The organism is Rathayibacter sp. YIM 133350, from assembly GCF_037404875.1.
GTDB lineage: Bacteria > Actinomycetota > Actinomycetes > Actinomycetales > Microbacteriaceae > Orlajensenia.
Genome location: NZ_JBBELO010000025.1, coordinates 19,291 through 39,792, shown reverse-complemented (window position 1 = coordinate 39,792; position 20,502 = coordinate 19,291). Strand labels below are relative to the sequence as shown.

The window sequence follows — 20,502 nt, the reverse complement described above, 5'->3', positions numbered from 1 at the left end:
AAACTCGACACCATCCAACGCCACGCCACCCTCAGCCGCCGCGACCGGTAATCCCGAGCAGTTCGACGATCTCGCCGGCGCGTCCCGCGTCGAGCAGGCGCTCCACCTGGTCGGCGACCTTCTGAGGCTCGATCAAGGGACCTGCGGTGCGCTGTTCTTCGGGCGTGAGGGCAGCGTATTGACGGTGCGCACGCTCGAGCCCGACCCAGCCGGGAACAACGGCCATCACGCGTACGTCACCGCGGTCGCCCAGTGCACTCGTGAAGCGCCTGAGACCGGACTTGGCGGCGGCGTACTCCGGCGATCCGTATGGTTGCTCGCCCTCGCCGCCGCTCGAGCCGATGTTGACCACCGCGCCGCGTGCCGCCGCGAGCTGTCGCCACAACCGCTGCGTAAGCAGCATGGGCGCGATGAGGTCGAGCGTCAGCGCGGCAAGCCAGGCGTCGGGATCCGCGTCGGGATATTGGGCACCGAGAGACCAGCTGCCGGCGTTGTTGACCAGACCGGTGACATCGGATCGCGAATTCAGGTCGTCGGCGACCGCGCGGATGCCGTCCACGGTCGCGAGGTCGGCGACGATGATCGGCACCGCGAATCCGTGACGCCCTTCGAGCTGCCTCGATGTCGCGGTCGCAGCCGCTCCGTCGCGATCGACGAGAACCACGGCGCGGCCGTGCCCAAGGAGGGTGTCGGCGATGACGGCTCCGACACCGTCCGCGCCGCCCGTGACAACCGCTGTTCCGCGCATGAGCCCATGCTCTCCGAACGCACCGACAGTCAACGCGGCAACCGGGCTCCCGCACCGGGACTCTAGTGCTGCGGCTCGGACGCGCGCCGGTCGAGTTCGTCGCCGATCGCGGCGAAGACGTCGCGGATATCGGCCTCGCCATACGCCCAGGGAACGACGAACGACGCGCTGCGTGCGGTGATACGAGTTCCGTCCGGACGGGTCTCCGCACGCAGACTGATGCGGTCACTGCGATACGCCATCGTGGTGCGACGGATCACGCGGACGCCATCGTCGTCATGGTCGTGGATGACGAGCCGAGGGTGATCCGCGAGCGCTGCTCGGACGACATCGAGAAGTTCGGCAGGCTCCAGCTCCGCTCTTATCCAGCCTTCCACGTAAAGGGACGTGCTGTTTCGATCGATGTGCACCGGGCGATCCGTGCTCACTTCGAGCTACCGGTTCCGGCGCCCGACTCGCCAGCCGCGCCCGGGGCGGGTGCGAGGGAACCGGGCGATGCAGAGGTGACCCTCATGCGCCCCGCCAGGAAGGGAAGCGCCGGCGCGCGGTACAGGAGCACGGGCGGATCCTGCGGCTGCAAGCGGAAGTCCGCCTGCCCGAACTTCCACATGCGGTTGAAGAGGAAGACGCCCACGACCACCTCCGCGTCGAGCGGCACCTGCCACGTGCCGACGCCCCACTGTGCGGGCTGGCCGCGACCGCCGATGATGATCGTGGGCTTGACGCCCCAGTACAGCGCGAACCACGGCTTGTGCAACGTCAGCTCGAGTCGGCGGGTCACGTCGCGAGTCTAGGGGAACGGCGAGGCGACGCCTCAGGGGTGGCGACAGCAAGGTCGGCTAGCGGATGCCGAGCTCACGACGGCGCCGCGACAGGTAGGTGCTCTCCGCCGAGTTGCCGCAGGCCGCGACCGCACGATCGTAGGCGGCACCGGCCTCCGCATCGCGACCCAGTCTGCGCAGCAGCTCGGCGCGTGTGGCGTGGAAGGGGTGATACCCGTCGAGCACGTCCCCGAGGTCGTCGATGATCGCCAGGGCGGCATCCGGACCCTCGAGCTCGCCGACGGCGACGGCTCGGTTGAGGGCGACGATCGGCGACGGGTCGAGACGCGTGAGCTGATCGTAGAGGGCGAGAACCTGCGACCAGTCGGTATCGCTCGCCGTGCGCGCGTCGGTGTGCACGGCGTTGATGGCCGCGAGCAGCTGGAAGCGCCCGGGTGCGATCCCACTCGCCAGCCGCTCGCGCACGAGGTCGTGCCCCTGCGCGATGAGGTCCGCATCCCAAGACGTGCGGTCCTGTTGCGCAAGGGGAACCAGCTCACCCCCGGCCGAGACGCGCGCGGGGCGGCGCGCCTCGGTGAGCAGCATGAGTGCGAGCAGCCCGGCAGTCTCGCCATCCTGCGGCAGCAGCCCGCGCAGCACGCGGGTGAGCCGAATCGCCTCGGCCGTCAGGTCGGCGCGGACAGCATCCGTTCCCGATCCGGTCGCGAGATAGCCCTCGTTGAACACCAGGAACAGCACGGCGAGCACGCCTGTCACGCGTTCCGGCAGATCCTGCTCCAGCGGCACACGGTACGGGATGCGGGCGGCCGAGATCTTGCCCTTCGCGCGCGTAATGCGCTGCGCCATGGTGCTCTCCTGCACGAGGAAGCCGCGGGCGATCTCGGGCACCGTGAGGCCGCCCACCATCCGCAGCGTCAGCGCTATGCGTGCCTCCATCGCGAGTGCCGGATGGCAGCAGGTGAAGATCAGGCGCAGCCGATCGTCGTCGATCACGCCGAGCGACTCGGGCGGGTCGTCGTCGAACAGCATCATGGCCTCCCGGTGCCTGTCGTCTCGGGTGCTCTCACGCCGCAGGCGGTCGATGGCCTTGCGGTTCGCGGTCGTCGTGAGCCATGCGCCCGGGTTGGGAGGGATGCCGTCGGCCGGCCAGCGCTCGACGGCGATTACGAACGCCTCGGCTGCGGCCTCCTCGGCGATGTCCAGATCGCCGAAGCGCTTGGCGAGCGAGGCGAGAACCCGGGCCCACTCCTCGCGGTGCGCCCCGGTGATCGCCTCCCGTGCGTCGATCAGTCGTCGATCTCGAGGAGCGGGCGCACCTCGAGGCGTCGGTTGCACGCCTTCGATCCGTCCGCCATGAGGGAGAGTGCGACGTCGAGGTCGGGCGCTTCGATGATCCACAGGCCGGCCATGTGCTCCTTCGACTCGACGAACGGCCCGTCGGTGAACACGGGCTGCTCGCCGCGACCGTCGATGACGGTCGAGGTGCTGGGATCGGCGAGGCCTCCCGCGAAGACCCAATGCCCGCCGGTGCGCAGACGCTCATTGAACGCGTCGATCGCCACCATCTCCTCCGGCGTGCCGGAGTTGGTCTTGTCGTCGATCACGGAGACCAGGTACTGCATCTCACACCTCCCGGATGCGGTGGGGAACAGGCTGCGATGAGCCTCGTCTTCTATGCATACTGCGGACGACCGCTCGGCCGATAGGTCTGCGCGAGGATGCCGGTTGGGAACCGGAGCGACTCCACGAGTTCGAGCGCGAAGTCCCTGCCCGTCTCGGGGAAGAGCCGGGTACCCGCACCGACGATGACCGGGCACACGATGAGCGTCATCTCGTCGACGAGCTCGTGTTCCAGAAGCCAGCGGATGAGCTGCCCGCTGCCGTGCACCTGGAGTTCGCCGCCGGGTCGGTCCTTCAGTTCGCGGATGGCCGCTTCGAGATCACCCGACAGAACAGTCGTGTCGGTCCACCCGGGATCGGTGATCGTGTTGGAGGCGACGAACTTCGGCCGGCTGTTCAGGGCCCCCGAGAACGGATTGTCCGCGGCATCCCGTACGCCCCAGTAGCTGGCGAAGAGGTCATAGGTGCGACGTCCGAACAGAAAGGCGTCCGCCCGTTGATAGCACTCGGCGATGTAGCCGACGGACTCGTCATCGCCGAGCGGCAGTGCCCATCCGCCCCGGTCGAACCCGGGATCGAGGTCGGGGTTGTTCCCACCGTTGGCCTGCATCACGCCGTCGACGGTGACCTGGGTGTTCGTGACGAGCTTCATGGTCTCTTCCTCTCCTGGGGCACCTCTCGCGGGCTGCCTCTCACTATCGCTACGAACAGCACCGCCCCGATACGACAGGTACAGCAGAAACAGTCTGAACGCGCACGTCGACGCGAGTCCAGAGCACCGGGAATACCTGCGCCCGCCCCGCGTTGGACTTGAGTGCAACACACTCAAGTTTCAACCAGGAGGGTTCGTGCCCGAAGACTTCAACACCGACGGCGGCAGCTCGTTCGACGAGTTCCTCGCCCGTTACCTCGCAGGCGAGCAGGCTCGGCAGGCGCGGTCCATCGACCTCAGCCGCTTTCTGACCGCCCGTACCCAGAGCATCCTGCAGCAGGCGGGACGCTTCGCGCTCGAGCGCGGCCAGACCGAGCTCGACGCGCTGCACATCCTGCGCGTGATCGTCGAGGACGAGAGCGTCACGCAGGCCATCTCGCGCATCGGCGTCGCGCCGGAGCGCATCATCACCGCGACGGAGTCGCGCCTGCCCGCGGCCAGTGAGGTCGCCGACATCAACGCGGCCACCATCACGCCGTCGGCCCAGCGTGCCCTGTTCCACGCCTACCAGGTCGCCCGCTCCAGCGGAGCGACCTACATCGACCCCGAGCACCTCTTCTTCGCGCTCGTGCTGGGACAGGATGCCCCCGCAGGTCAGGTGCTCGCGCGCAGTGGCGTGACGGCCGAGGCCCTCACCCAGGGCGTGCGTGAAGACGCCATGAGCCAGGGCGAGGGATTCGACGGCGATGCCCTTCGCCAGGAGCAGGGAGCGGGAACCGCATCCGCCACCCCGATGCTCGACAAGTTCGGCACCGACCTGACGGCTCTCGCCGAGAGCGGCGAGCTCGACCCGGTGATCGGACGCGTCGATGAGATCGAGCAGACCATCGAGATTCTCAGCCGTCGCACCAAGAACAACCCGGTGCTGATCGGCGAGGCGGGCGTCGGCAAGACCGCGATCGTCGAGGGCCTCGCCCGCGCGATCGTCGAGGAGAACGTGCCCGAGGCGCTGCTCGGCAAGCGAGTGGTCTCCCTCGACCTGCCCGGCATGCTCGCGGGCACCCGCTACCGCGGCGACTTCGAGGAGCGTCTGACCAAGACGATCGACGAGATCGCCTCGAACAAGGGCGAGTTCATCGTCTTCATCGATGAGATCCACACCGTGGTCGGCGCCGGCGGTTCCGGCGACGGCGGCACCGATGCGGGCAACATCCTGAAGCCCCGTCTTGCGCGCGGCGAACTGCACCTCGTGGGTGCGACCACCCTCAAGGAGTACCGCACCATCGAGAAGGACCCCGCCCTCGAGCGCCGGTTCCAGCCGGTGCGCGTCGGCGAGCCGAGCATCGAGGATGCCGTGCTCATCCTGCACGGCCTGAAGTCCGCGTACGAGGATCACCACGGCGTCACCTACACGGATGCCGCGCTGCGCGCCTCCGTCGAGCTCAGCGACCGCTACCTCAGCGACCGCGTGCTGCCCGACAAGGCCATCGACCTGATCGACCAGGCCGGCGCCCGGCTGCGTCTGCGGCTCGGCGTGAAGACCGACGTGTCGGCGCTCATCGAGCGGCTGGCGTCGCTCGAGGCCGACAAGAACGCCGCCGTGCGCGCCGAGCACTACGAGGAGGCCTCGCGCATCCGTGACGAGATCTCGAAGGTGCAGGGCAAGCTCGACGACGCGACCGCGAAGGGTGCCGTCGCGACGTCGCAGGATGCGGCTTCGACGGTCATCGACGAGGCCGAGATCGCCGCGGTCATCTCCCGCGCAACGGGTATTCCCGTGAACCGGCTGACCGAGGGGGAGCGCGAGCGTCTCGCGACCCTCGAAGAGGAGCTGCACGGCCGCGTCATCGGCCAGGACGACGCGGTCACCGCGGTCGCGAAGTCGGTGCGTCGCAGCCGCACGGGCATGTCCGACGCGCGCCGCCCGGTCGGTTCCTTCCTGTTCCTCGGCCCGACGGGCGTGGGCAAGACCGAGCTGGCGCGGGCACTGGCGTCCTCGCTCTTCGACGACGAGCAGGCCATCATCCGGTTCGACATGAGCGAGTTCGGCGAGCGGCACACCGTGTCGCGTCTCGTCGGCGCCCCTCCCGGATACGTCGGCTACGACGAGGCGGGACAGCTCACCGAGCGCGTGCGGCGCAACCCGTACTCGATCGTGCTGTTCGACGAGATCGAGAAGGCGCACCCCGACGTCTTCAACCTGCTGCTGCAGGTGCTCGACGACGGACGCCTGACCGATGGCCAGGGTCGCACGGTCGACTTCCGCAACACGGTCGTCATCATGACCTCGAACCTCGGGTCGGAGTTCCTGGCCTCACGGTCGGGCGCGATGGGCTTCGTGGCCTCGACGGACGGCTCCGGCTTCTCGTCGCAGGACGACGTGCGCAATCGCGTGATGGGCAAGGTGCGCGAGGCGATGCGCCCCGAGTTCCTGAACCGCATCGATGAGATCGTGCTGTTCCAGAAGCTCGGCGAGAGCGAGCTCGCGCGAATCGTGCGGCTCATGCTCGGCGCGACCTCCGCTCGGCTCGCCGCTCGTGAGGTTCGTCTCGAGGTGACGGATGCCGCAGTGGCACTGCTCGCGGAGCGGGGTTACGAGCCGGAGTACGGCGCGCGTCCGCTGCGTCGGCTCATCCAGCGTGAGATCGACGACCGCATCGCCGACCTCTTCGTGACCGGCGCCCTCGGCGACGGCGAGGGTGTGCGCGTGGACGCGGACGGCGGCCACTTCGTCGTCAGCCCGGCGCCGAACGCGACGGTGGAGTTCCCGCGGGCCGCGTAGGCATACGCAGGGTCGAACGACCGCCTCCGGTCGCTGCACGACGAACGCCCGGTCCTCCTCGTGAGGGCCGGGCGTTCGTGTGTTCGGTGCGACTCAGAGGTCGTCTTCAGAGGCCGGATCCTCGTCGGTGATCACGCCCGTCGGCTCGCTCTCGGTCACCACGTGCTTCGAGCCGAGCGATGCGGCCAGCTCTCGGCCCGCCTCGACCGCCTCGTCGCGGCTGGCATAACTCTGCGAGAGTTCCGGGCGGCCCTCCACGCTGTTCTCCCACTGCCCGCGATTGTCACGCGTCTGCACATCTCCCTCAGCCATGCGGCTCCCTTCCTCGCTCCCATACTGCCGTAGGGCACCGGAAGCACCGGTACCGCGAGATGGCCAGGCCGCGTCGGAGCGACCAGGGCCGCTGGCTCAGCTTGCCTCGGCCTCGGCCTGCTGCGCATCCGCGTAGCGGGTGCTCACGAGGATCGGCAGGTGGTCGGAGGAGCCCCTGGCGAGCGTGCCGATGTGGTCGATCTCGAAGCCCACCGAGGTGGCGAGGTCGAAGTGCCCGCGGAAGATGCGGTAGCGCGTGTAGGTGCGGCTGTCGCTCAGCGTGAGTTCGTAGCCGTCTTCGCGCACGGTGCGCGCCAGCTTGTCTTTGAACACCGGATAGTTGTAGTCGCCGACCATGAGGGTCGGCAGGCCGGGTCCTAACTGCTGGAGCTCGGCGAGAGCCGCCTTGATCTGATGGCGACGCAACGAGTTGAGCGCCGTCAGGGGTGCCGCGTGGAAGGATGCCACGACGATGTCGCGATCGGCGTGGCGGTCGAAGAGCCTCACACCGACCAGGCGCTCGTGCGCCGGTTTCGCGATGCGATCGTGCATCGACTTCTTGAGCGCGACGGCGCGGGTCGCCTGGAACTCGAACTCGTCCGACCGGTAGTACACGGCCAGGCCGAGGCGGTTGCCGGTCGTCGAGTGCGCCTGCTCGAGCGGACCGAGCGTATCGGGCAGGTCCGTCGTGTCGCACTCCTGCAGACAGATCACGTCTGGCGCATACTGCTCCGCGAGGGCGGTGAGCTCGCCCACGGCGCGGTGCTTGCGCAGGTTGTAGCTGAGTACCTTCACTTCTGCAGCTTAGAAGCTCGCGCAGGCGGCAACGCGCTCCACGGATCATGCTCACAGGGAATCCACTTGGTCGTCGGCATGGATGATCGCTGTCGCGCTAAGAGGCGTGAGGGGGGATGTAGCCGCCGATCTGCATCGCGTTCAGTATGGAAGAGACCAGCCAGATCGTGAATGCCAGGCCGCCGATGAGGCTCAGGGCCGCGAGGGTGATCGCGACCCACATGGGAGCCAGCCCACGGCCGGTCGCCCGACGCACCAGCACGCTGCGGCCGATCACGTAGACGAAGGCTCCGAGGAAGGCCCACGCCCAATGGAAGGTGCGTGGGATGCCACGCCGGGTCAGTTCGCGCCGGTCCAGGTACGAGAACCAGACGCCGATGCCGAAGATCACCCAACCCGAGAGTGCGCTGATCAGGTAACCCGGGCTCGCCATCAGCGCGCCCGAGCCCGTATAGCCCTCGCTCCGGCTGCGCACGATGGCCGAGACGTAGTCGGACCAGTCAATGGTGAGCAGCGGAAGGACGCCGAGGATGGGCAGAAAAACGATGACCCAGATCCACGGCGTATTGGTGTTCACGTCGCGGTCGACGGGACTCGAACCTGCACCGGTATACGTCCACTGGTCGGTGTACTCCGACCACGACGTGCCGTTCCACCAGCGCTGGCGGCCGGAGCCGCTCGGATCGGGATACCAGCCGGCCGGAACACCGGCACCGTCGTACTCGCTCACGGGCGTCCTCTCGTCGTTGAGCAGAGCCTAGGGGACGCAGGTGTCTGCTCGAGGACCGGTGGCATCTGTTCTGGTGTCGTGCGCCGCGATCACGCCGTCGCCTAGGCTGACGCCCGTGGGCATCCTGTTCTCCTTCGTGCTGCTGGTGGCGCTCGTCTTCACGCTCGCCGACATCATCACGCGCGACAGCGGGGACGTGAAGCACCTGCCCAAGTTCGCCTGGGTGCTGCTCGTGATCTTCATCCCGCTCATCGGCATCGTGCTGTGGTTCACCCTCGGCCGCGAGTACTACGGCTCCTCGGCTCCGAGATCGCCCTTCACGGCGCACGGCCGGGCGCCGGTGACCCCCCAGCCGCACACGCCGCCCGCGCCGACGACCGAGGAACAGCTCGCCGAGCTCGATCGCGAGATCGAGTACTACCGGCGCCGCGCCGAGCTCGAGAAGCTGAAGCGCGAAGAGGAGGGCGACGCGACCGCCTGAGCTCTCGCGTCAGGCCTCGTCATCGGATGGTCGGGCCTCGTGGTGCCGGCGCCCGTGCGTGCGCCGGTCCTCCTTCATCTCAGACTCGAAGATGTGCCGCTGGCCGCCCATCAGCTCATCGCGCACCGTTGTCTCGAGAGTGCGGAAGGCCGAGTAGTAGCCGTCGTCGTACTCTTCGACAACCTGGAAGGTCCACCGACCCTCGAGCACGTTTCGGCCCACGAGGTCCCGCTCGATCCGATCGGCGAGCTCGTCGCGGCCGGCCTCGCGCAGCAGGTCGACGGCCTCGCCGAGGGCGAGGTCGGCTGTTCCCGTGAGCCGGTGGAAGGCGTAGAGGTTGCCCCGCGCCTGCTCGATCGCCTCGAAGGCCTCAGAGACCTTGCCCGCCGCCGCAACGGTGGTGTCGTCGGCTCCGTCAGGGCGACGGCGGATGCGGTTCGCGTCATCCGAATCAGTCATGCCTCGATCCTCGCGCACGTCGCTGGGTCGCGGACGGGGTTGACGATGGCGGCCCGCCGGTGTGGTGGGAGGTGGCCGGCTGACGGTGGGGGCTGGGAGAGTGGGGACATGCGACGCATCGGTGCGATCTTCCAGCCCGCCTTCCCTCCCGAGCAGCTGCGTTCGGCGGTTCTGGCCGCGGAGAGCTCGGGGCTGCCCGAGCTCTGGCTGTGGGAGGACTGCTTTCGTGAATCCGGTTTCAGCACGGCTGCGGCTGCCCTGGCCTGGTCGCAGAACCTGACGCTCGGCATCGGCGTGGCGCCGATGCCGCTGCGCAACGTCGCGATCACCGCCATGGAGATCGCCACGATCGCGCGGCTGTTTCCCGGGCGCTTCGTTCCCGGCGTCGGACACGGCGTATTGAGCTGGATGGGCCAGACCGGAAGCCGAGTCGCCTCTCCGCTCACCCTCATGCGCGAGTACGTGCCCGCGCTGCGCAGCCTGCTCGCAGGGGAGGAGGTCACCACGAGCGGCCGGTATGTGCGCCTCGACCGGGTGCGGCTCGAATGGGCGCCCGCGGAGCCGCCGATGATCATGGCGGCTGGCGAGGGCCCGAAGACGCTGCGGTTGACGGGAGAGATCGCCGACGGAACCGTTCTCACCGGCGGGACCTCGGTGGCGCGGGTGCAGCAGGCGGTCGAGCTGATCGCCGAGGGCCGCGCGGCGGCCGGTCGAACCGGTCGCAACGAAATCGTCGTGTATCTCATCGCCGCCTTCGGCGGACGGGAAGCGGTCGAGCGCGCGAACCGTGAACTGGCGGAGTGGAAGCTGCCGCCCGACGCGCAGCTCGCGCCGGCGGGCGATGCCGCTCAGGTGGCCGAAGCCGCTGAGCGCTACTTCGCGGCGGGAGCCGACGCCGTCATCCTTCAGCCGACGGCCGATGAACCCGACCTGCCGGCATTCCTGCGCAACGCGGGTGCTGTCGCGAACCACTTCGCGGGCTGAGCGGGGCGCAGGGGTCGGCGCGGAGGCGGTGATCCCAGACACCCAGTCCGAGGCGCCGCCGGGTCAGGGCGTGATCGAGTCGACGAACCGGAACGCCTCCCCGGCGACCTCCCGCCAGCGGTCGGGGCTCTCCGACTGCGGCACCGCCGCCCACTCCCGCATGGCACTGCCGCGCATGACCATGTTGTCGAGGCCGAGCGCGGCGATGCGCTCGGCCGGAAGCTTCACGACGAGCCGTCCGTCGGTCGCGATGAATGCGAACAGCTTTCCCCGCACCGAGTAGCCCTCCGAGCCGAACATCCTGCCGACGGCCACGTCGGGATTCGTGCGGAGCTCGGAGGTCACCTCGTCGAGCAGTTCCAGGCCGTGCGCGCGCGGGTCGTTCATGGGGACGACGGTATTCCTCGTGCGTCCAGGCGCAAAGGGGAGATTCGACGGCCACCCTGGCGCGCACTCGTGTGTCGGCTCGCGGTGGCAGACTCGAGCTGTGCTGCTCGCGGAGCTTGTGAAGACGGCCGACACCGTCGGGGCGACCCGGTCGCGCCTGGCGAAGGTCGACGCGCTCGCGGAACTGCTCGGCCGGCTCGAGCCCGACGAGATCGCGCCTGCCGTCGGTTTTCTCGTGGCCAAACCCCGGCAGGGGCGTGTCGGGGTCGGTTGGCGCGGCATGGGCGCCGCGATCGGCGAGCCTGCGGATGAGGCGACTCTGACGGTCGCTGGATTCGACCGCCTGCTCGAGGCGCTGGCGACCGTGGCGGGCAGCGGCTCATCAGCGGAACGCGCGACGACCCTGCGAGCGTTCACCGCACGGGCGACGCAAGGCGAGCAGGACTTCATCGCGCGCGTGCTGCTCGGTGAACTGCGCACGGGAGCGCTCGAAGGAGTGCTGACCGATGCGATCGTGCGCTCCTCCGGCCGTCCGGCCGAACAGGTGCGTCGCGCGGCCATGCTGTCGGGCGATCTGGGTGAGACCGCGCTTCTCGCATTGACCGGAACGGAGGCGGAACTCGAGGCCGTCGGCCTGGTCGTGGGGCGGCCCGTGCTGCCGATGCTCGCCGCATCGGCGACGAGCCCGACCGCCGCGCTGGCGGTGACCGGCGAGGCATCCGTGGAGTACAAGCTCGACGGTGCGCGCATCCAGGTGCACCGCCGTGGCGACGAGGTACGTGTCTTCACCCGCAACCTCGCCGACGTCACGCACCGCCTGCCCGAGGTCGTCGCCGTCGTGCGCGGTATGCCCGTGAGTGACGTGATCCTCGACGGCGAGACGCTCTCGCTCGATGAGGACGGCGCTCCACGGCCCTTCCAGGAGACGATGTCGCGCTTCGGTGCGGATGCGGCGCGCGAGATCGTGCTGCATCCGTGGTTCTTCGACGTGCTGCACGTGGATGGCCGCGACTTGCTCGACGAGCCCCTTTCCACCCGCATCGGGGAGTTGGAACGCATTGCGCCGGCCTCCCGCATACCGGGCGAGGTGACGGCCGACCCCGAGGTGGCCGAGCGTGTCTCGCGCGACGCCCTGGCGGCCGGACAGGAAGGCGTCGTCGTGAAGGCGATCGATTCGCCGTATGCGGCCGGTCGGCGCGGATCGAGTTGGATCAAGGTGAAGCCGGTGCACACCTATGACCTCGTCGTGCTCGCGTGCGAGTGGGGGTCCGGCCGGCGAACCGGTCTGCTCTCGAACCTGCATCTCGGCGCGATCGACCCATCCGGCGAATTCGGCGAGCCGGGCGGCTTCGTGATGGTCGGCAAGACGTTCAAGGGCCTCACCGACGCCCTGCTGCGCTGGCAGACCGAGCGATTCCCCGAGATCGAGGTGCGCCGCACGGCGAACACGGTGTGGGTCGAACCGATCACGGTCGTCGAGATCGCGATCGACGGAGTGCAGCGCTCCTCGCGGTACCCGGGCGGTCTCGCACTCCGGTTCGCGCGGGTCAAGCGCTATCGAGACGACAAGCGACCCGAAGAAGCCGACACCATCCAGACGCTGCGCGGCCTTCTGCGCGAGTAGGAAGGGTCGCGGCCCTTCGACAAGCTCAGGGACCGGGCCTTTGGCGCGGACACGTCGTGAGGAGCGCTGGCAGCGGCCCTTCGACAAGCTCAGGGACCGGGCTTTTCGGAGTCGGGTACGCACCGTTCGCTGGGCCCGCACCGCGCGTTCGCGGGGCCGGCACCGCGCGTTCGCTGAGCCTGTCGAAGCGTCGTGACCAGCGCTGGCAGCGGCCCTTCGACAAGCTCAGGGACCGGGCTTCTCGGAGTCGGGTACGCACCGTTCGCGGGGCCGGCACCGCGCGTTCGCTGAGCTTGTCGAAGCGTCGTGAGCAGCGCTGGCAGCGACCCTTCGACAAGCTCAGGGACCGGGCTTCTCGGCGCGGTCGATGTTCCGTTCGCGGGGCCGGCACCGCGTGTTCGCTGAGCTTGTCGAAGCGTCGTGAGGAGCGCTGGTTCGGGCCCTTCGACAAGCTCAGGGACCGGGCTTTTCGGAGCGGACACGTTCCGTTCGCGGGGCCGGCACCGCGTGTTCGCTGAGCCTGTCGAAGCGTCGTGAGGAGCGCTGGTTCCGACCCTTCGACAAGCTCAGGGACCGGGCTTTTCGGCGTCGGGTACGCACCGTTCGCTGGGGCGGCACCGCGCGTTCGCTGAGCTTGTCGAAGCGTCGCGAGGAGCGCTGGTTCCGACCCTTCGACAAGCTCAGGGACCGGGTGTCGTGCATGGTGCGACAAGACGCGCGCCGCCGTCCATACACGAACATGCCCGCCGTGGCATCCCCTTCACCCGAGGCTGGCGAATCCCGTACGGTAGCGGGCATGACGGATTCTGGCGCCACCGACGTTCAGAGGCGACGAGCTGCCCTCATCTACAACCCGGTGAAGGTCGAGGCCGACGAGCTGCGGTCCCTCGTCGAGACGATGGAGCAGGAAGCCGGCTGGCAGCCGACGCTCTGGCTCGAGACGAGCGAGGAAGACCCCGGCGCGGGGCAGACGAAAGAGGCGCTCGCGGCCGGCGTCGACGTGGTGATCACCGCGGGCGGCGACGGCACTGTTCGCGTGGTGGCCGAGGAGCTGCGCGGCTCGGGCATCCCCATCGCGCTGCTGCCTTCGGGAACCGGCAACCTGCTCGCCCGCAACCTCAATCTCACGCTCGATGACCCGGAACACTCGATCCGCTCCGCCTTCACGGGCGACAACCGGCCCATCGACATGGCCGTCATCGACATCCGGGACGGCGACAACAAGACCCACCGCCACGCCTACCTCGTCATGGCGGGTCTCGGCCTCGACGCCAAGATGCTCGCCAACACCGACGACGAGCTGAAGGCGAAGGCCGGCTGGCTCGCCTACGTGAAGGCCATCGGCATCGCCCTGCGCGACAAGAACCAGCTGCGGCTGCGGTACAACCTCGACGGCGCGGGCAACCGAACCCTGCGCGCTCACACGATCATGGTGGGCAACTGCGGCTCGCTGCCGGCCAACATCCTGCTGCTGCCGGATGCCGCGGTGGACGACGGCGAGTTCGACATCGTCGTGCTGCGGCCGGAGGGGTTCATCGGCTGGCTGCAGATCATCGTGAAGGTCTTCTGGGAGAACGGCGTGCTGCGCCGAACCTCCGCGGGACGCAGGCTCATGGGCGCGACCAAGGAGGTGCGCGCGCTGAACTACCTGAAGGGCAAGGAACTCGTCGTGGCGCTCAGCCGACCGGAGCACATCCAGCTCGACGGCGACGGATTCGGCGAGGCGCGCGCCTTCAAGACCTGGGTCGACCCGCGATCCCTGCTCGTGCGCGTTCCCGCCGACGCCTGAACTCAGTCCGCCCGGCGCGATTCCACCGCGAGCTCGCTCGGATCGCCGATACGCGGAAGCGGCGAGAACGCGACCCACGCGACGGTGAGCAGGCCGAGGGCTGCACCCAAGGCGAGTCCCGCTCTGGTGCCAAGCAGTTCGCCTGCGACTCCGCCGCCGGCCGCGCCGAGGGCGATGGTGCCGTAGGTGAGCCAGCGCATGCTCGCGTTCACGCGGCCGAGCAGTTCATCGGGCGTGCGCAGTTGCCGGATAGTCACGAGGATCACGCTCGAGAGAGCGGTGCCGGCGCCGTTGATGGCGAAGACGGCGCCGAGGGCGAGAATGACGAGTCCGTGCCCCCACGAGACGTCCACCAGCGGGATGGCGAGCAGGATGCCGCACTCGATCGCCGCGCACCACATGATCGGCAGGCCTGCTCCGAAGCGTTTCACCGCTGGGCCGGCCAGCAGTGCGGCACCCAGCGCCCCCAATGCGCCGATGGAGATGACGAGCCCGATCTCGGCCGGGCTGAGCTTCAGCGTCTGCACGGCGTAGAGGGTGAAGAGCACCATGATCCACTGCTCGATCGGGTTGTAGAGGGCAGAGAATCCCAGATTCGCGACGAGGTAGCGGTCACGGAAGACGTGTCGCAGGCCGGCGCGCAGGTCGGCGAGGAATCCGGCGCCGTCGTGGGCAGGGCGCGGTTCGGCTCCCCGGATGCGCCCGATCGAGATCGCGGAGGCGACATACGCGACTCCGTGGGCGAGCACGGCGTAGGGGGCGGTGAGCAGCTGCACCAGCAGGCCGCCCAGGCCCGGACCGCCCACCTGTCCGGCGGCAGCGGTCGCCTGCAGTCGTGAATTCGCTCGTGCCAGCGCGTCGAGGGGAACGATGCTCGGCACCGCCGACTGGTACGACACCTCGAACAGCACGGTGAAGCATCCGAGCAGCAGCACGAGAAGACCGAGCAGCGGAAGCGACAGCACGCCGAGAACCGCGGCGGCCACGAGCGCGAAGGTGAGCACGGCCCGGGACGCGTCGGCGGTCACGATGAGCGGCCGGCGTCGGTGACGGTCCACGAGCACGCCCAGCGGTAGCGCGAGAATGAGGAAGGGCAGCCATCGGGCGACTCCGAGCACGCCGAGCTCACCGGCCGAGGCGTGCAGCAGCAGCACGGCGAGCAGCGGAATCGCCACCTCGCTGATCTGCTCTCCGACGACGGATGCGGCCTGCGACGCCCACAGCCATCCGAAGTCCCGCTTCCAACGGCGGTCGGGTGCATCGGCGGGTGCCGCGACTCTAATGGATGATTCTTCCTCCATGCATTACAGCGTGGCACGAAAACTCACATGCGTAAAGCGTGCATCTGGCATTATAATTCTGCTATGGCTCCCACCATGGAGGAGATCGAGGACTTCAGCCGGATCGCCGGCGATCCCGCACTCGACCTCGTCAACACGGTCTCCTGGCGCCTCAATGACGAGCGGCGTATCGAGCATTTGACCGGCTACCGGGATGTGCTGCGGTGGGCGGCGCAGGTGGGGCTTCTGGCCATCGATGAGCGGGCGACGCTCGTGCGGCTGAGCGAAGCCGACGAGCGGTCCGCTGCGTCCGAACTGGAGCAGGTCCGGGCGCTGCGCGAGGCGTTCTACGAGGCCGTGTACCTCGATGGTTCGACGGAGTCGATCGGACGGGAGTACGCGGATGCGACGCGCGTCGGTGCGCTGTCGGCGGCCGATGCGGGATGGCGATGGGAGCTGCCGATCGACCTCGCGCTGCCCCGTCGGCGCATCGCGATCGCCATGGTCGCTCTGCTCACCGGGGGCGGACTCGACCGATTGGGGCAGTGCGCCGACGCTGATTGCGGCTGGGTCTACCTCGACTCGTCGCCGCGGCACAACCGCCGCTGGTGCGTGGCAGCGGACTGCGGCAACCGCAACCGCGTGCGCGACTACTACGCGCGAACCCGAGCGTCCGCTACCTGATCGCCCGGTATTCTCGCGGCATGCCTTTCTCGGTCCGGGCCACGACGGAGGACGACTGGGCGAACTACCGCGACATCCGCATCGAGATGCTCACGGATTCACCGGATGCCTTCTTCACGACGCTTGCGGACGTCGTCGACCGGGGCGAGGCCTTCTGGCGCGAGCGCGTGAGTGGAGCGTCGTCTTTCACCGTTGCCGCCGTCGACACGGACGACGATCGCTGGCTCGGCGTGATGACGGGCGTCATCGCGTCGGTGATGACGGATGCTCCCGAGAGTGCCGTCCCTCAGCTCGTCGGCGTCTACGTGCGACCGGAGGCACGCGGTGCGGGTGTCGCCGACGCGCTGCTCGAAGCGATCGAGTCGTGGGCGCGCGTGCGTGGCGACGCGCTTCACCTCGAGGTGCACGACGGAAACTCCCGGGCCGTCGCCTTCTACGCGCGACGGGGCTTCGAGCTCACCGGCCGGTCGACGCCGCATCCGCGTCGGCCGGGCGCAGAGGTCGAGATGCGACGAGTTTTGCGCTGACGGGAACCGGCCCGGCCGTCGTCGTCAACAAGGAGCCGCGCCAGCCGAGCGCCGCCTCTGCCGAGCGCCGTTAGCCCAGCGCCGAGAGCAGGTCGGCGTGCAGGTCGTCGACGTGCTCCAGGCCGACCGAGAGGCGCACGAGACCGTCCGGAATGGTGGGCTGCTCTGCCGGCCAGCGGCGTCGGCGCTCCCAGGTCGACTCGACTCCACCCAGGCTCGTCGCGTGAACCCAGAGCCGCGCCTTCGCGACCGCAGCGTCGGCGGCATCCGCCCCGCCCCGCACGACGATGGAGATGATCGCACCGAAGCCCGGGTAACGCACCTCCTCGAGTGCCGGATGCGACTGCAGGCGCCGAACGAGCTCCTGCGCCGTCGACTCCGCTCGCGCCAGCCGCACCAGCAGCGTGCGCAACCCGCGCAGGGCCAGGAACGCGTCGAACGCAGACGGAATGGCGCCGTAGAGCGATCGGCGCTGCACGACGGCGTCGTGGTGGGCGTCACTCGCCGTGACCACCGCCCCCATCAGAACGTCGCTGTGACCGGCGATGTACTTGGTCGCCGAGTGCACGACGATGTCGGCTCCCGACTCGAGCGGCCGCTGCAGGATCGGGGTCGCGAAGGTGTTGTCGACCACGACGATCGCGCCGGCCTCGTGCGCGGCCTGGGTGATCGCCGCGATGTCGGCGACCTCGAGCGCAGGATTGGTCGGCGACTCGATCCACACCATTGCGGCATCCGCACTGGCGCCGGCGACCTCCGCCGTGTCCGCGATGTCGACGTACCTCACGCGCAGCTCGCCGCGCGCCGCGCGGTCGTCGAGCTGGCCCACCGTGCCCGTGTACGAGCGGCGCGGCGCCACCACCGTCGATCCCGGTGCGAGCAGGTCGAGCACGGCAGAGATGGCCGCGATGCCGGAGGCGAACGACACGCAGCGACCGCCCTCGAGTGACCCCAAGGTGTCTTCGAACGCGGTCCACGAGGGATTGGCGTAGCGCCCGTACTCCGACTCGCCGCCCGCCACGTACGTCGATGCGAGGTGCACGGGAACGTTGAGCGGTTCGTCGGGCTCCCGCTGCGGCCGTCCGCTGATGATGGCAAGCGTCTCGGGGTGCAGTCGCACCGGGCTGTCGTTCACGTGGTTCCTTCGAGGCGGTCGATGGGCGGATGCCGTGCCCGCATCCAGCGTATCGGCGGCTCAGGAGTCGGGATGGGGCGGTCACGCCACGTCGCGCGTCGCCGGCACGAGGCCGAGGGCGTGCTCGCGCACCTGGCCGAGCGCGTGCTCCACCGCACCGATGCCCACGCCGAACGTTCCCAACTCTGAGGCTACGAGTTCGGGGGCGGTGGGATCCTCACTGGCCGCCAGTGAGGCGGCCGCTGCCTCGATGACGACGCCCAGCGAGTCCACGACGGGCCCTCCCACGATGATGCGGTCCACGTCGAGCAGGTCGCCCAGCACGATGCAGATGCGGGCGAGACGCTCGGAGAGGCGCGCGATGATCGCGGTCGCGGCGTCATCGCCCTCGGCGGCGGCCCGCGCGACGTCGTGCTCGTCGAGGGTGGCGGGGTCGAGCTGTGCGAGCACGGATGCCGCGGGCAGCGTTCCGGAACGGATCGCATCGCCCGCCCACTGCCGTGCCAGCATCGCGAGGCCGTTCGGCGATCCGACGCCGACCACGTTGTCGAGGAAGCGCATCTCACCGGCGCCGCCACGGCGCCCGCGCACGAGCCGCCGGTCGATCATCAGGCCGGAGCCGATGCCCTCGCTCACCAGCATGGCGATGAACGAGTCCACGTCGCGGCCGCGGCCGCCCGGAGAGGATCCCTCGCCGATGGCGGCGAGGTTGGCGTCGTTCTCGACCGTGACGAGCGGGACTCGGGGGAATCGACTCACCAGGCCCGGATTCATCGCCTGCCAGAAGCCCACGGCATCGGCGGGTGAGCGCCCGGCCGCGTCGACGGGCGCGGGCACGCCGATCGTGATGGCGAGAACCGCAGCCTGCGGCATGCCGGATGCCGCGACGGCCGCCTCGACGACCTCGGTCACGAGGGCGCGGCGCGTCTGCGCGTCCGTCATGCCGTTCTCGATGCGGTGGGGCGTCAAAGGGGGAATGGCCCTGCTGTGGGTCGCAAGCCTTCCGCCGCGCAGGTCGGCCACGATCGCCGAGATCCGGTCGTAACCCGCCTCGACACCGATGACGGCCCCCGCCCTCTCTCGCAGGGCGTAGCGACGTGCCGGGCGCCCCTTGGTGTAGTGGCCCACGCTGCGGGCGTCGTCGAGTTCGTCGATCCAGCCCATGCGAACGAGTTCGTCGCAGACGCCGATGACCGTGGAGCGCGTGAGACCGGTCCACGACATCGCATCCGTCGCCGTGAAGGCCTGCCGGTTCCAGGCGTGCTCGAGCAGGCGACCCAGGTTCATGGTTCTCAACAGCTGCGGCGATACGCCCGACTGAGAACTGTTCACGTCACTTGACCTCTCGAAGTCCCCGGAGCATTATTACTCCAATCAATAAATCTAGACCTTAGATTTAATGGGAGAGCGGCCTTCGGGCCGGTTCCGACTGAGGAGACGACGACGTGCCTCGTAACCATCACCGCCCATGGCGACGCTCGAAGGCGGGACTGGCGCTGGCCACCCTCATCGCGGCGACCCTCGCCTTCACCGGCTGCGCCGCACCCGGCGGCGCTCGATCGAACATCACCTTCCTCATCAGCAAGCCCGAGGCGATCCCCTTCTTCCGCGACCTGGCGGCCCGCTTCAACGACGAGCAGTCCGACGTGCACGTCACCCTCGACAGCGCGTCGAACCTCTCCGCGGGATTCCTGCGGGGCAACCCTCCCGACGTGGGGCTGCTCAACTACAACGAGGAGATGGCGCGCTTCATGGAGCGCGGCGCGCTCTCCGACCTCGGCGACATGCCCGAGGCCGATCGCATCCGCCCCGACGTGCAGAACCTCGTCGACCAGTACGCGACCTATCCCGGCCGCACGAGCGTGCTGCCGTACTCCGTCGCCGCGGCATCCGTCATCTACAACGTCAAGCTGTTCGAAGACAACGGGGTCGCGGTTCCCACGACCTGGGACGAGTTGATCGCGGCCTGCAAGACGTTCCAGGCTGCCGGCATCACGCCCATCTACAGCACCTTCAAAGAGCCGTGGTCGGTCGGGCAAGGGCTGTTCGACTACACGGTCGGCGGCTCGATCGACGTGTCGACGTTCTACAAGGAGCTCGGCAAGCTCGGCACCGACGTTGGCCCGAAGTCGAAGGTCTCGTTCGAGAAGACGCTCGAGGCGCCGGTGCAGAAGATGCTCACCCTCGCCGAGTACACCAACAAGGATGCCGCCAGCCGCAGCTACGGCGACGGCAACGTCGCCTTCGCGAAGGGCCAGGCCGCCATGTACATGCAGGGTCCCTGGGCGCTCGGCGAGATCGCGAAGACCGACCCCGACCTCGAACTCGGCACCTTCCCCCTGCCGGCCACGAACAACCCCGACGACCTCAAGGTGCGCGTCAACATCGACCTCGCGCTCTGGATCCCCGAAGTCGGCACCGACAAGCCCGCGGCGCGCAAATTCGTCTCGTACCTCATGCAGAAGAAGATCATGGACGACTACAACGCCGCCTTCCTCGGCTTCGGAACCACGACGGATGCCGCTCCCGCGACCGATCCCCGCATCCTCGGCATGCAGAAGTACTACGACGAAGGGCGCTTCTACCAGGGCGCGTCGAAGTTCGTCCCCCTGAGCATCCCGAGCGACAACTACATCCAGTCCATCGTCCTCGGTGCGAACCCGCGCACGACCCTTGCCCGGCTCGACGCCGACTGGGCTCGGCTCGCCCTGCGCGGCTGAGCGCCACGACA

At 68.8% G+C, this 20,502-nt stretch carries 22 protein-coding genes; 8 read left to right on the top strand and 14 right to left on the bottom strand.

Annotated elements, in window-relative coordinates; all coding sequences use genetic code 11:
• Positions 1–31: 31 nt before the first annotated feature.
• The 6 genes from WDJ51_RS07780 to WDJ51_RS07755 all read right to left on the bottom strand — a co-directional run bounded on the left by WDJ51_RS07780 (position 32) and on the right by WDJ51_RS07755 (position 3,802).
• Positions 32–748, bottom strand: a complete 717-nt coding sequence (locus tag WDJ51_RS07780; protein ID WP_337851872.1) for an SDR family NAD(P)-dependent oxidoreductase — start codon at positions 746–748, stop codon at positions 32–34.
• Between the two features lie 62 nt (positions 749–810).
• Complete coding sequence (locus tag WDJ51_RS07775) at positions 811–1,158, bottom strand: hypothetical protein (protein WP_337851871.1); 348 nt, start codon at positions 1,156–1,158, stop codon at positions 811–813.
• 14 nt (positions 1,159–1,172) lie between these two features.
• Entirely contained in the window at positions 1,173–1,529 is a 357-nt protein-coding gene (locus tag WDJ51_RS07770) for a hypothetical protein (RefSeq protein ID WP_337851870.1), read from the bottom strand.
• A 58-nt stretch (positions 1,530–1,587) separates the two neighbouring features.
• Positions 1,588–2,865, bottom strand: coding sequence for an RNA polymerase sigma factor (locus WDJ51_RS07765; RefSeq protein ID WP_337851869.1), 1,278 nt, complete (start codon positions 2,863–2,865; stop codon positions 1,588–1,590).
• Positions 2,817–3,152: a YciI family protein gene (locus WDJ51_RS07760; RefSeq protein WP_337851868.1), complete on the bottom strand. Its 336-nt coding sequence runs from the start codon at positions 3,150–3,152 to the stop codon at positions 2,817–2,819. The genes WDJ51_RS07765 and WDJ51_RS07760 overlap by 49 nt, the downstream gene beginning before the upstream one ends.
• A gap of 50 nt (positions 3,153–3,202) precedes the next feature.
• The gene (locus tag WDJ51_RS07755) at positions 3,203–3,802 is read right to left on the bottom strand and encodes a dihydrofolate reductase family protein (RefSeq protein ID WP_337851867.1); all 600 of its coding nucleotides are present in this window, start codon (positions 3,800–3,802) and stop codon (positions 3,203–3,205) included.
• Positions 3,803–3,998: 196 nt separating this feature from the next.
• On the opposite strand from WDJ51_RS07755, the gene WDJ51_RS07750 reads away from it, so the two are divergent.
• The gene (locus WDJ51_RS07750; RefSeq protein WP_337851866.1) at positions 3,999–6,584 is read left to right on the top strand and encodes an ATP-dependent Clp protease ATP-binding subunit; all 2,586 of its coding nucleotides are present in this window, start codon (positions 3,999–4,001) and stop codon (positions 6,582–6,584) included.
• A gap of 93 nt (positions 6,585–6,677) precedes the next feature.
• Here WDJ51_RS07750 and WDJ51_RS07745 read toward each other — a convergent pair whose 3' ends face one another.
• The 3 genes from WDJ51_RS07745 to WDJ51_RS07735 all read right to left on the bottom strand — a co-directional run bounded on the left by WDJ51_RS07745 (position 6,678) and on the right by WDJ51_RS07735 (position 8,421).
• On the bottom strand, positions 6,678–6,896 hold the full coding sequence (locus tag WDJ51_RS07745; protein ID WP_337851865.1) for a DUF2188 domain-containing protein: 219 nt from the start codon (positions 6,894–6,896) through the stop codon (positions 6,678–6,680).
• A gap of 96 nt (positions 6,897–6,992) precedes the next feature.
• Complete coding sequence (locus WDJ51_RS07740; RefSeq protein WP_337851864.1) at positions 6,993–7,691, bottom strand: endonuclease/exonuclease/phosphatase family protein; 699 nt, start codon at positions 7,689–7,691, stop codon at positions 6,993–6,995.
• 97 nt (positions 7,692–7,788) lie between these two features.
• Complete coding sequence (locus WDJ51_RS07735) at positions 7,789–8,421, bottom strand: DUF2510 domain-containing protein (protein ID WP_337851863.1); 633 nt, start codon at positions 8,419–8,421, stop codon at positions 7,789–7,791.
• Between the two features lie 115 nt (positions 8,422–8,536).
• On the opposite strand from WDJ51_RS07735, the gene WDJ51_RS07730 reads away from it, so the two are divergent.
• Positions 8,537–8,902 carry a PLD nuclease N-terminal domain-containing protein gene (locus WDJ51_RS07730; RefSeq protein ID WP_337851862.1) on the top strand — a complete coding sequence of 122 codons (366 nt, stop codon included), beginning with the start codon at positions 8,537–8,539 and terminating at the stop codon, positions 8,900–8,902.
• Between the two features lie 9 nt (positions 8,903–8,911).
• Here WDJ51_RS07730 and WDJ51_RS07725 read toward each other — a convergent pair whose 3' ends face one another.
• Complete coding sequence (locus tag WDJ51_RS07725) at positions 8,912–9,361, bottom strand: hypothetical protein (RefSeq protein WP_337851861.1); 450 nt, start codon at positions 9,359–9,361, stop codon at positions 8,912–8,914.
• Between the two features lie 108 nt (positions 9,362–9,469).
• Between WDJ51_RS07725 and WDJ51_RS07720 the strand changes: the two genes are divergently transcribed.
• Positions 9,470–10,345, top strand: coding sequence for an LLM class flavin-dependent oxidoreductase (locus tag WDJ51_RS07720; RefSeq protein WP_337851860.1), 876 nt, complete (start codon positions 9,470–9,472; stop codon positions 10,343–10,345).
• A 63-nt stretch (positions 10,346–10,408) separates the two neighbouring features.
• On the opposite strand, the gene WDJ51_RS07715 is transcribed toward WDJ51_RS07720, so the two are convergent.
• Complete coding sequence (locus tag WDJ51_RS07715) at positions 10,409–10,732, bottom strand: hypothetical protein (RefSeq protein WP_337851859.1); 324 nt, start codon at positions 10,730–10,732, stop codon at positions 10,409–10,411.
• Between the two features lie 100 nt (positions 10,733–10,832).
• Here WDJ51_RS07715 and WDJ51_RS07710 point away from each other — a divergent pair, with 100 nt between their 5' ends.
• Together WDJ51_RS07710 and WDJ51_RS07705 are read left to right on the top strand one after the other, a co-directional pair.
• Positions 10,833–12,356 (top strand): ATP-dependent DNA ligase, encoded by a 1,524-nt coding sequence (locus WDJ51_RS07710; protein ID WP_337851858.1) that lies wholly within the window; start codon positions 10,833–10,835, stop codon positions 12,354–12,356.
• Positions 12,357–13,152: 796 nt separating this feature from the next.
• Positions 13,153–14,145, top strand: a complete 993-nt coding sequence (locus tag WDJ51_RS07705; protein WP_337851857.1) for a diacylglycerol/lipid kinase family protein — start codon at positions 13,153–13,155, stop codon at positions 14,143–14,145.
• A 2-nt stretch (positions 14,146–14,147) separates the two neighbouring features.
• Here WDJ51_RS07705 and WDJ51_RS07700 read toward each other — a convergent pair whose 3' ends face one another.
• Entirely contained in the window at positions 14,148–15,446 is a 1,299-nt protein-coding gene (locus WDJ51_RS07700; RefSeq protein ID WP_337851856.1) for an MFS transporter, read from the bottom strand.
• A gap of 63 nt (positions 15,447–15,509) precedes the next feature.
• Between WDJ51_RS07700 and WDJ51_RS07695 the strand changes: the two genes are divergently transcribed.
• Both WDJ51_RS07695 and WDJ51_RS07690 read left to right on the top strand, forming a co-directional pair.
• Positions 15,510–16,109, top strand: coding sequence for a CGNR zinc finger domain-containing protein (locus WDJ51_RS07695; protein WP_337851855.1), 600 nt, complete (start codon positions 15,510–15,512; stop codon positions 16,107–16,109).
• Between the two features lie 20 nt (positions 16,110–16,129).
• The gene (locus WDJ51_RS07690; RefSeq protein ID WP_337851854.1) at positions 16,130–16,636 is read left to right on the top strand and encodes a GNAT family N-acetyltransferase; all 507 of its coding nucleotides are present in this window, start codon (positions 16,130–16,132) and stop codon (positions 16,634–16,636) included.
• A gap of 70 nt (positions 16,637–16,706) precedes the next feature.
• On the opposite strand, the gene WDJ51_RS07685 is transcribed toward WDJ51_RS07690, so the two are convergent.
• Both WDJ51_RS07685 and WDJ51_RS07680 read right to left on the bottom strand, forming a co-directional pair.
• Positions 16,707–17,771, bottom strand: a complete 1,065-nt coding sequence (locus WDJ51_RS07685; RefSeq protein WP_337851853.1) for a trans-sulfuration enzyme family protein — start codon at positions 17,769–17,771, stop codon at positions 16,707–16,709.
• Between the two features lie 81 nt (positions 17,772–17,852).
• Positions 17,853–19,103, bottom strand: coding sequence for an ROK family protein (locus tag WDJ51_RS07680; protein ID WP_337851852.1), 1,251 nt, complete (start codon positions 19,101–19,103; stop codon positions 17,853–17,855).
• 113 nt (positions 19,104–19,216) lie between these two features.
• Between WDJ51_RS07680 and WDJ51_RS07675 the strand changes: the two genes are divergently transcribed.
• Positions 19,217–20,491: an ABC transporter substrate-binding protein gene (locus WDJ51_RS07675; RefSeq protein ID WP_443218469.1), complete on the top strand. Its 1,275-nt coding sequence runs from the start codon at positions 19,217–19,219 to the stop codon at positions 20,489–20,491.
• Positions 20,492–20,502: the final 11 nt, after the last annotated feature.

What these genes read in the sequence shown, in the direction of transcription:
- WDJ51_RS07780 (WP_337851872.1), bottom strand. Translation starts at nt 748, where the DNA reads ATGCGCGGAACAGCGGTTGTCACGGGCGGCGCGGACGGTGTCGGAGCC.
- WDJ51_RS07760 (WP_337851868.1), bottom strand. Translation starts at nt 3,152, where the DNA reads ATGCAGTACCTGGTCTCCGTGATCGACGACAAGACCAACTCCGGCACG.
- WDJ51_RS07755 (WP_337851867.1), bottom strand. Translation starts at nt 3,802, where the DNA reads ATGAAGCTCGTCACGAACACCCAGGTCACCGTCGACGGCGTGATGCAG.
- WDJ51_RS07745 (WP_337851865.1), bottom strand. Translation starts at nt 6,896, where the DNA reads ATGGCTGAGGGAGATGTGCAGACGCGTGACAATCGCGGGCAGTGGGAG.
- WDJ51_RS07725 (WP_337851861.1), bottom strand. Translation starts at nt 9,361, where the DNA reads ATGACTGATTCGGATGACGCGAACCGCATCCGCCGTCGCCCTGACGGA.
- WDJ51_RS07720 (WP_337851860.1), top strand. Translation starts at nt 9,470, where the DNA reads ATGCGACGCATCGGTGCGATCTTCCAGCCCGCCTTCCCTCCCGAGCAG.
- WDJ51_RS07715 (WP_337851859.1), bottom strand. Translation starts at nt 10,732, where the DNA reads ATGAACGACCCGCGCGCGCACGGCCTGGAACTGCTCGACGAGGTGACC.
- WDJ51_RS07705 (WP_337851857.1), top strand. Translation starts at nt 13,153, where the DNA reads ATGACGGATTCTGGCGCCACCGACGTTCAGAGGCGACGAGCTGCCCTC.
- WDJ51_RS07700 (WP_337851856.1), bottom strand. Translation starts at nt 15,446, where the DNA reads ATGGAGGAAGAATCATCCATTAGAGTCGCGGCACCCGCCGATGCACCC.
- WDJ51_RS07695 (WP_337851855.1), top strand. Translation starts at nt 15,510, where the DNA reads ATGGCTCCCACCATGGAGGAGATCGAGGACTTCAGCCGGATCGCCGGC.
- WDJ51_RS07690 (WP_337851854.1), top strand. Translation starts at nt 16,130, where the DNA reads ATGCCTTTCTCGGTCCGGGCCACGACGGAGGACGACTGGGCGAACTAC.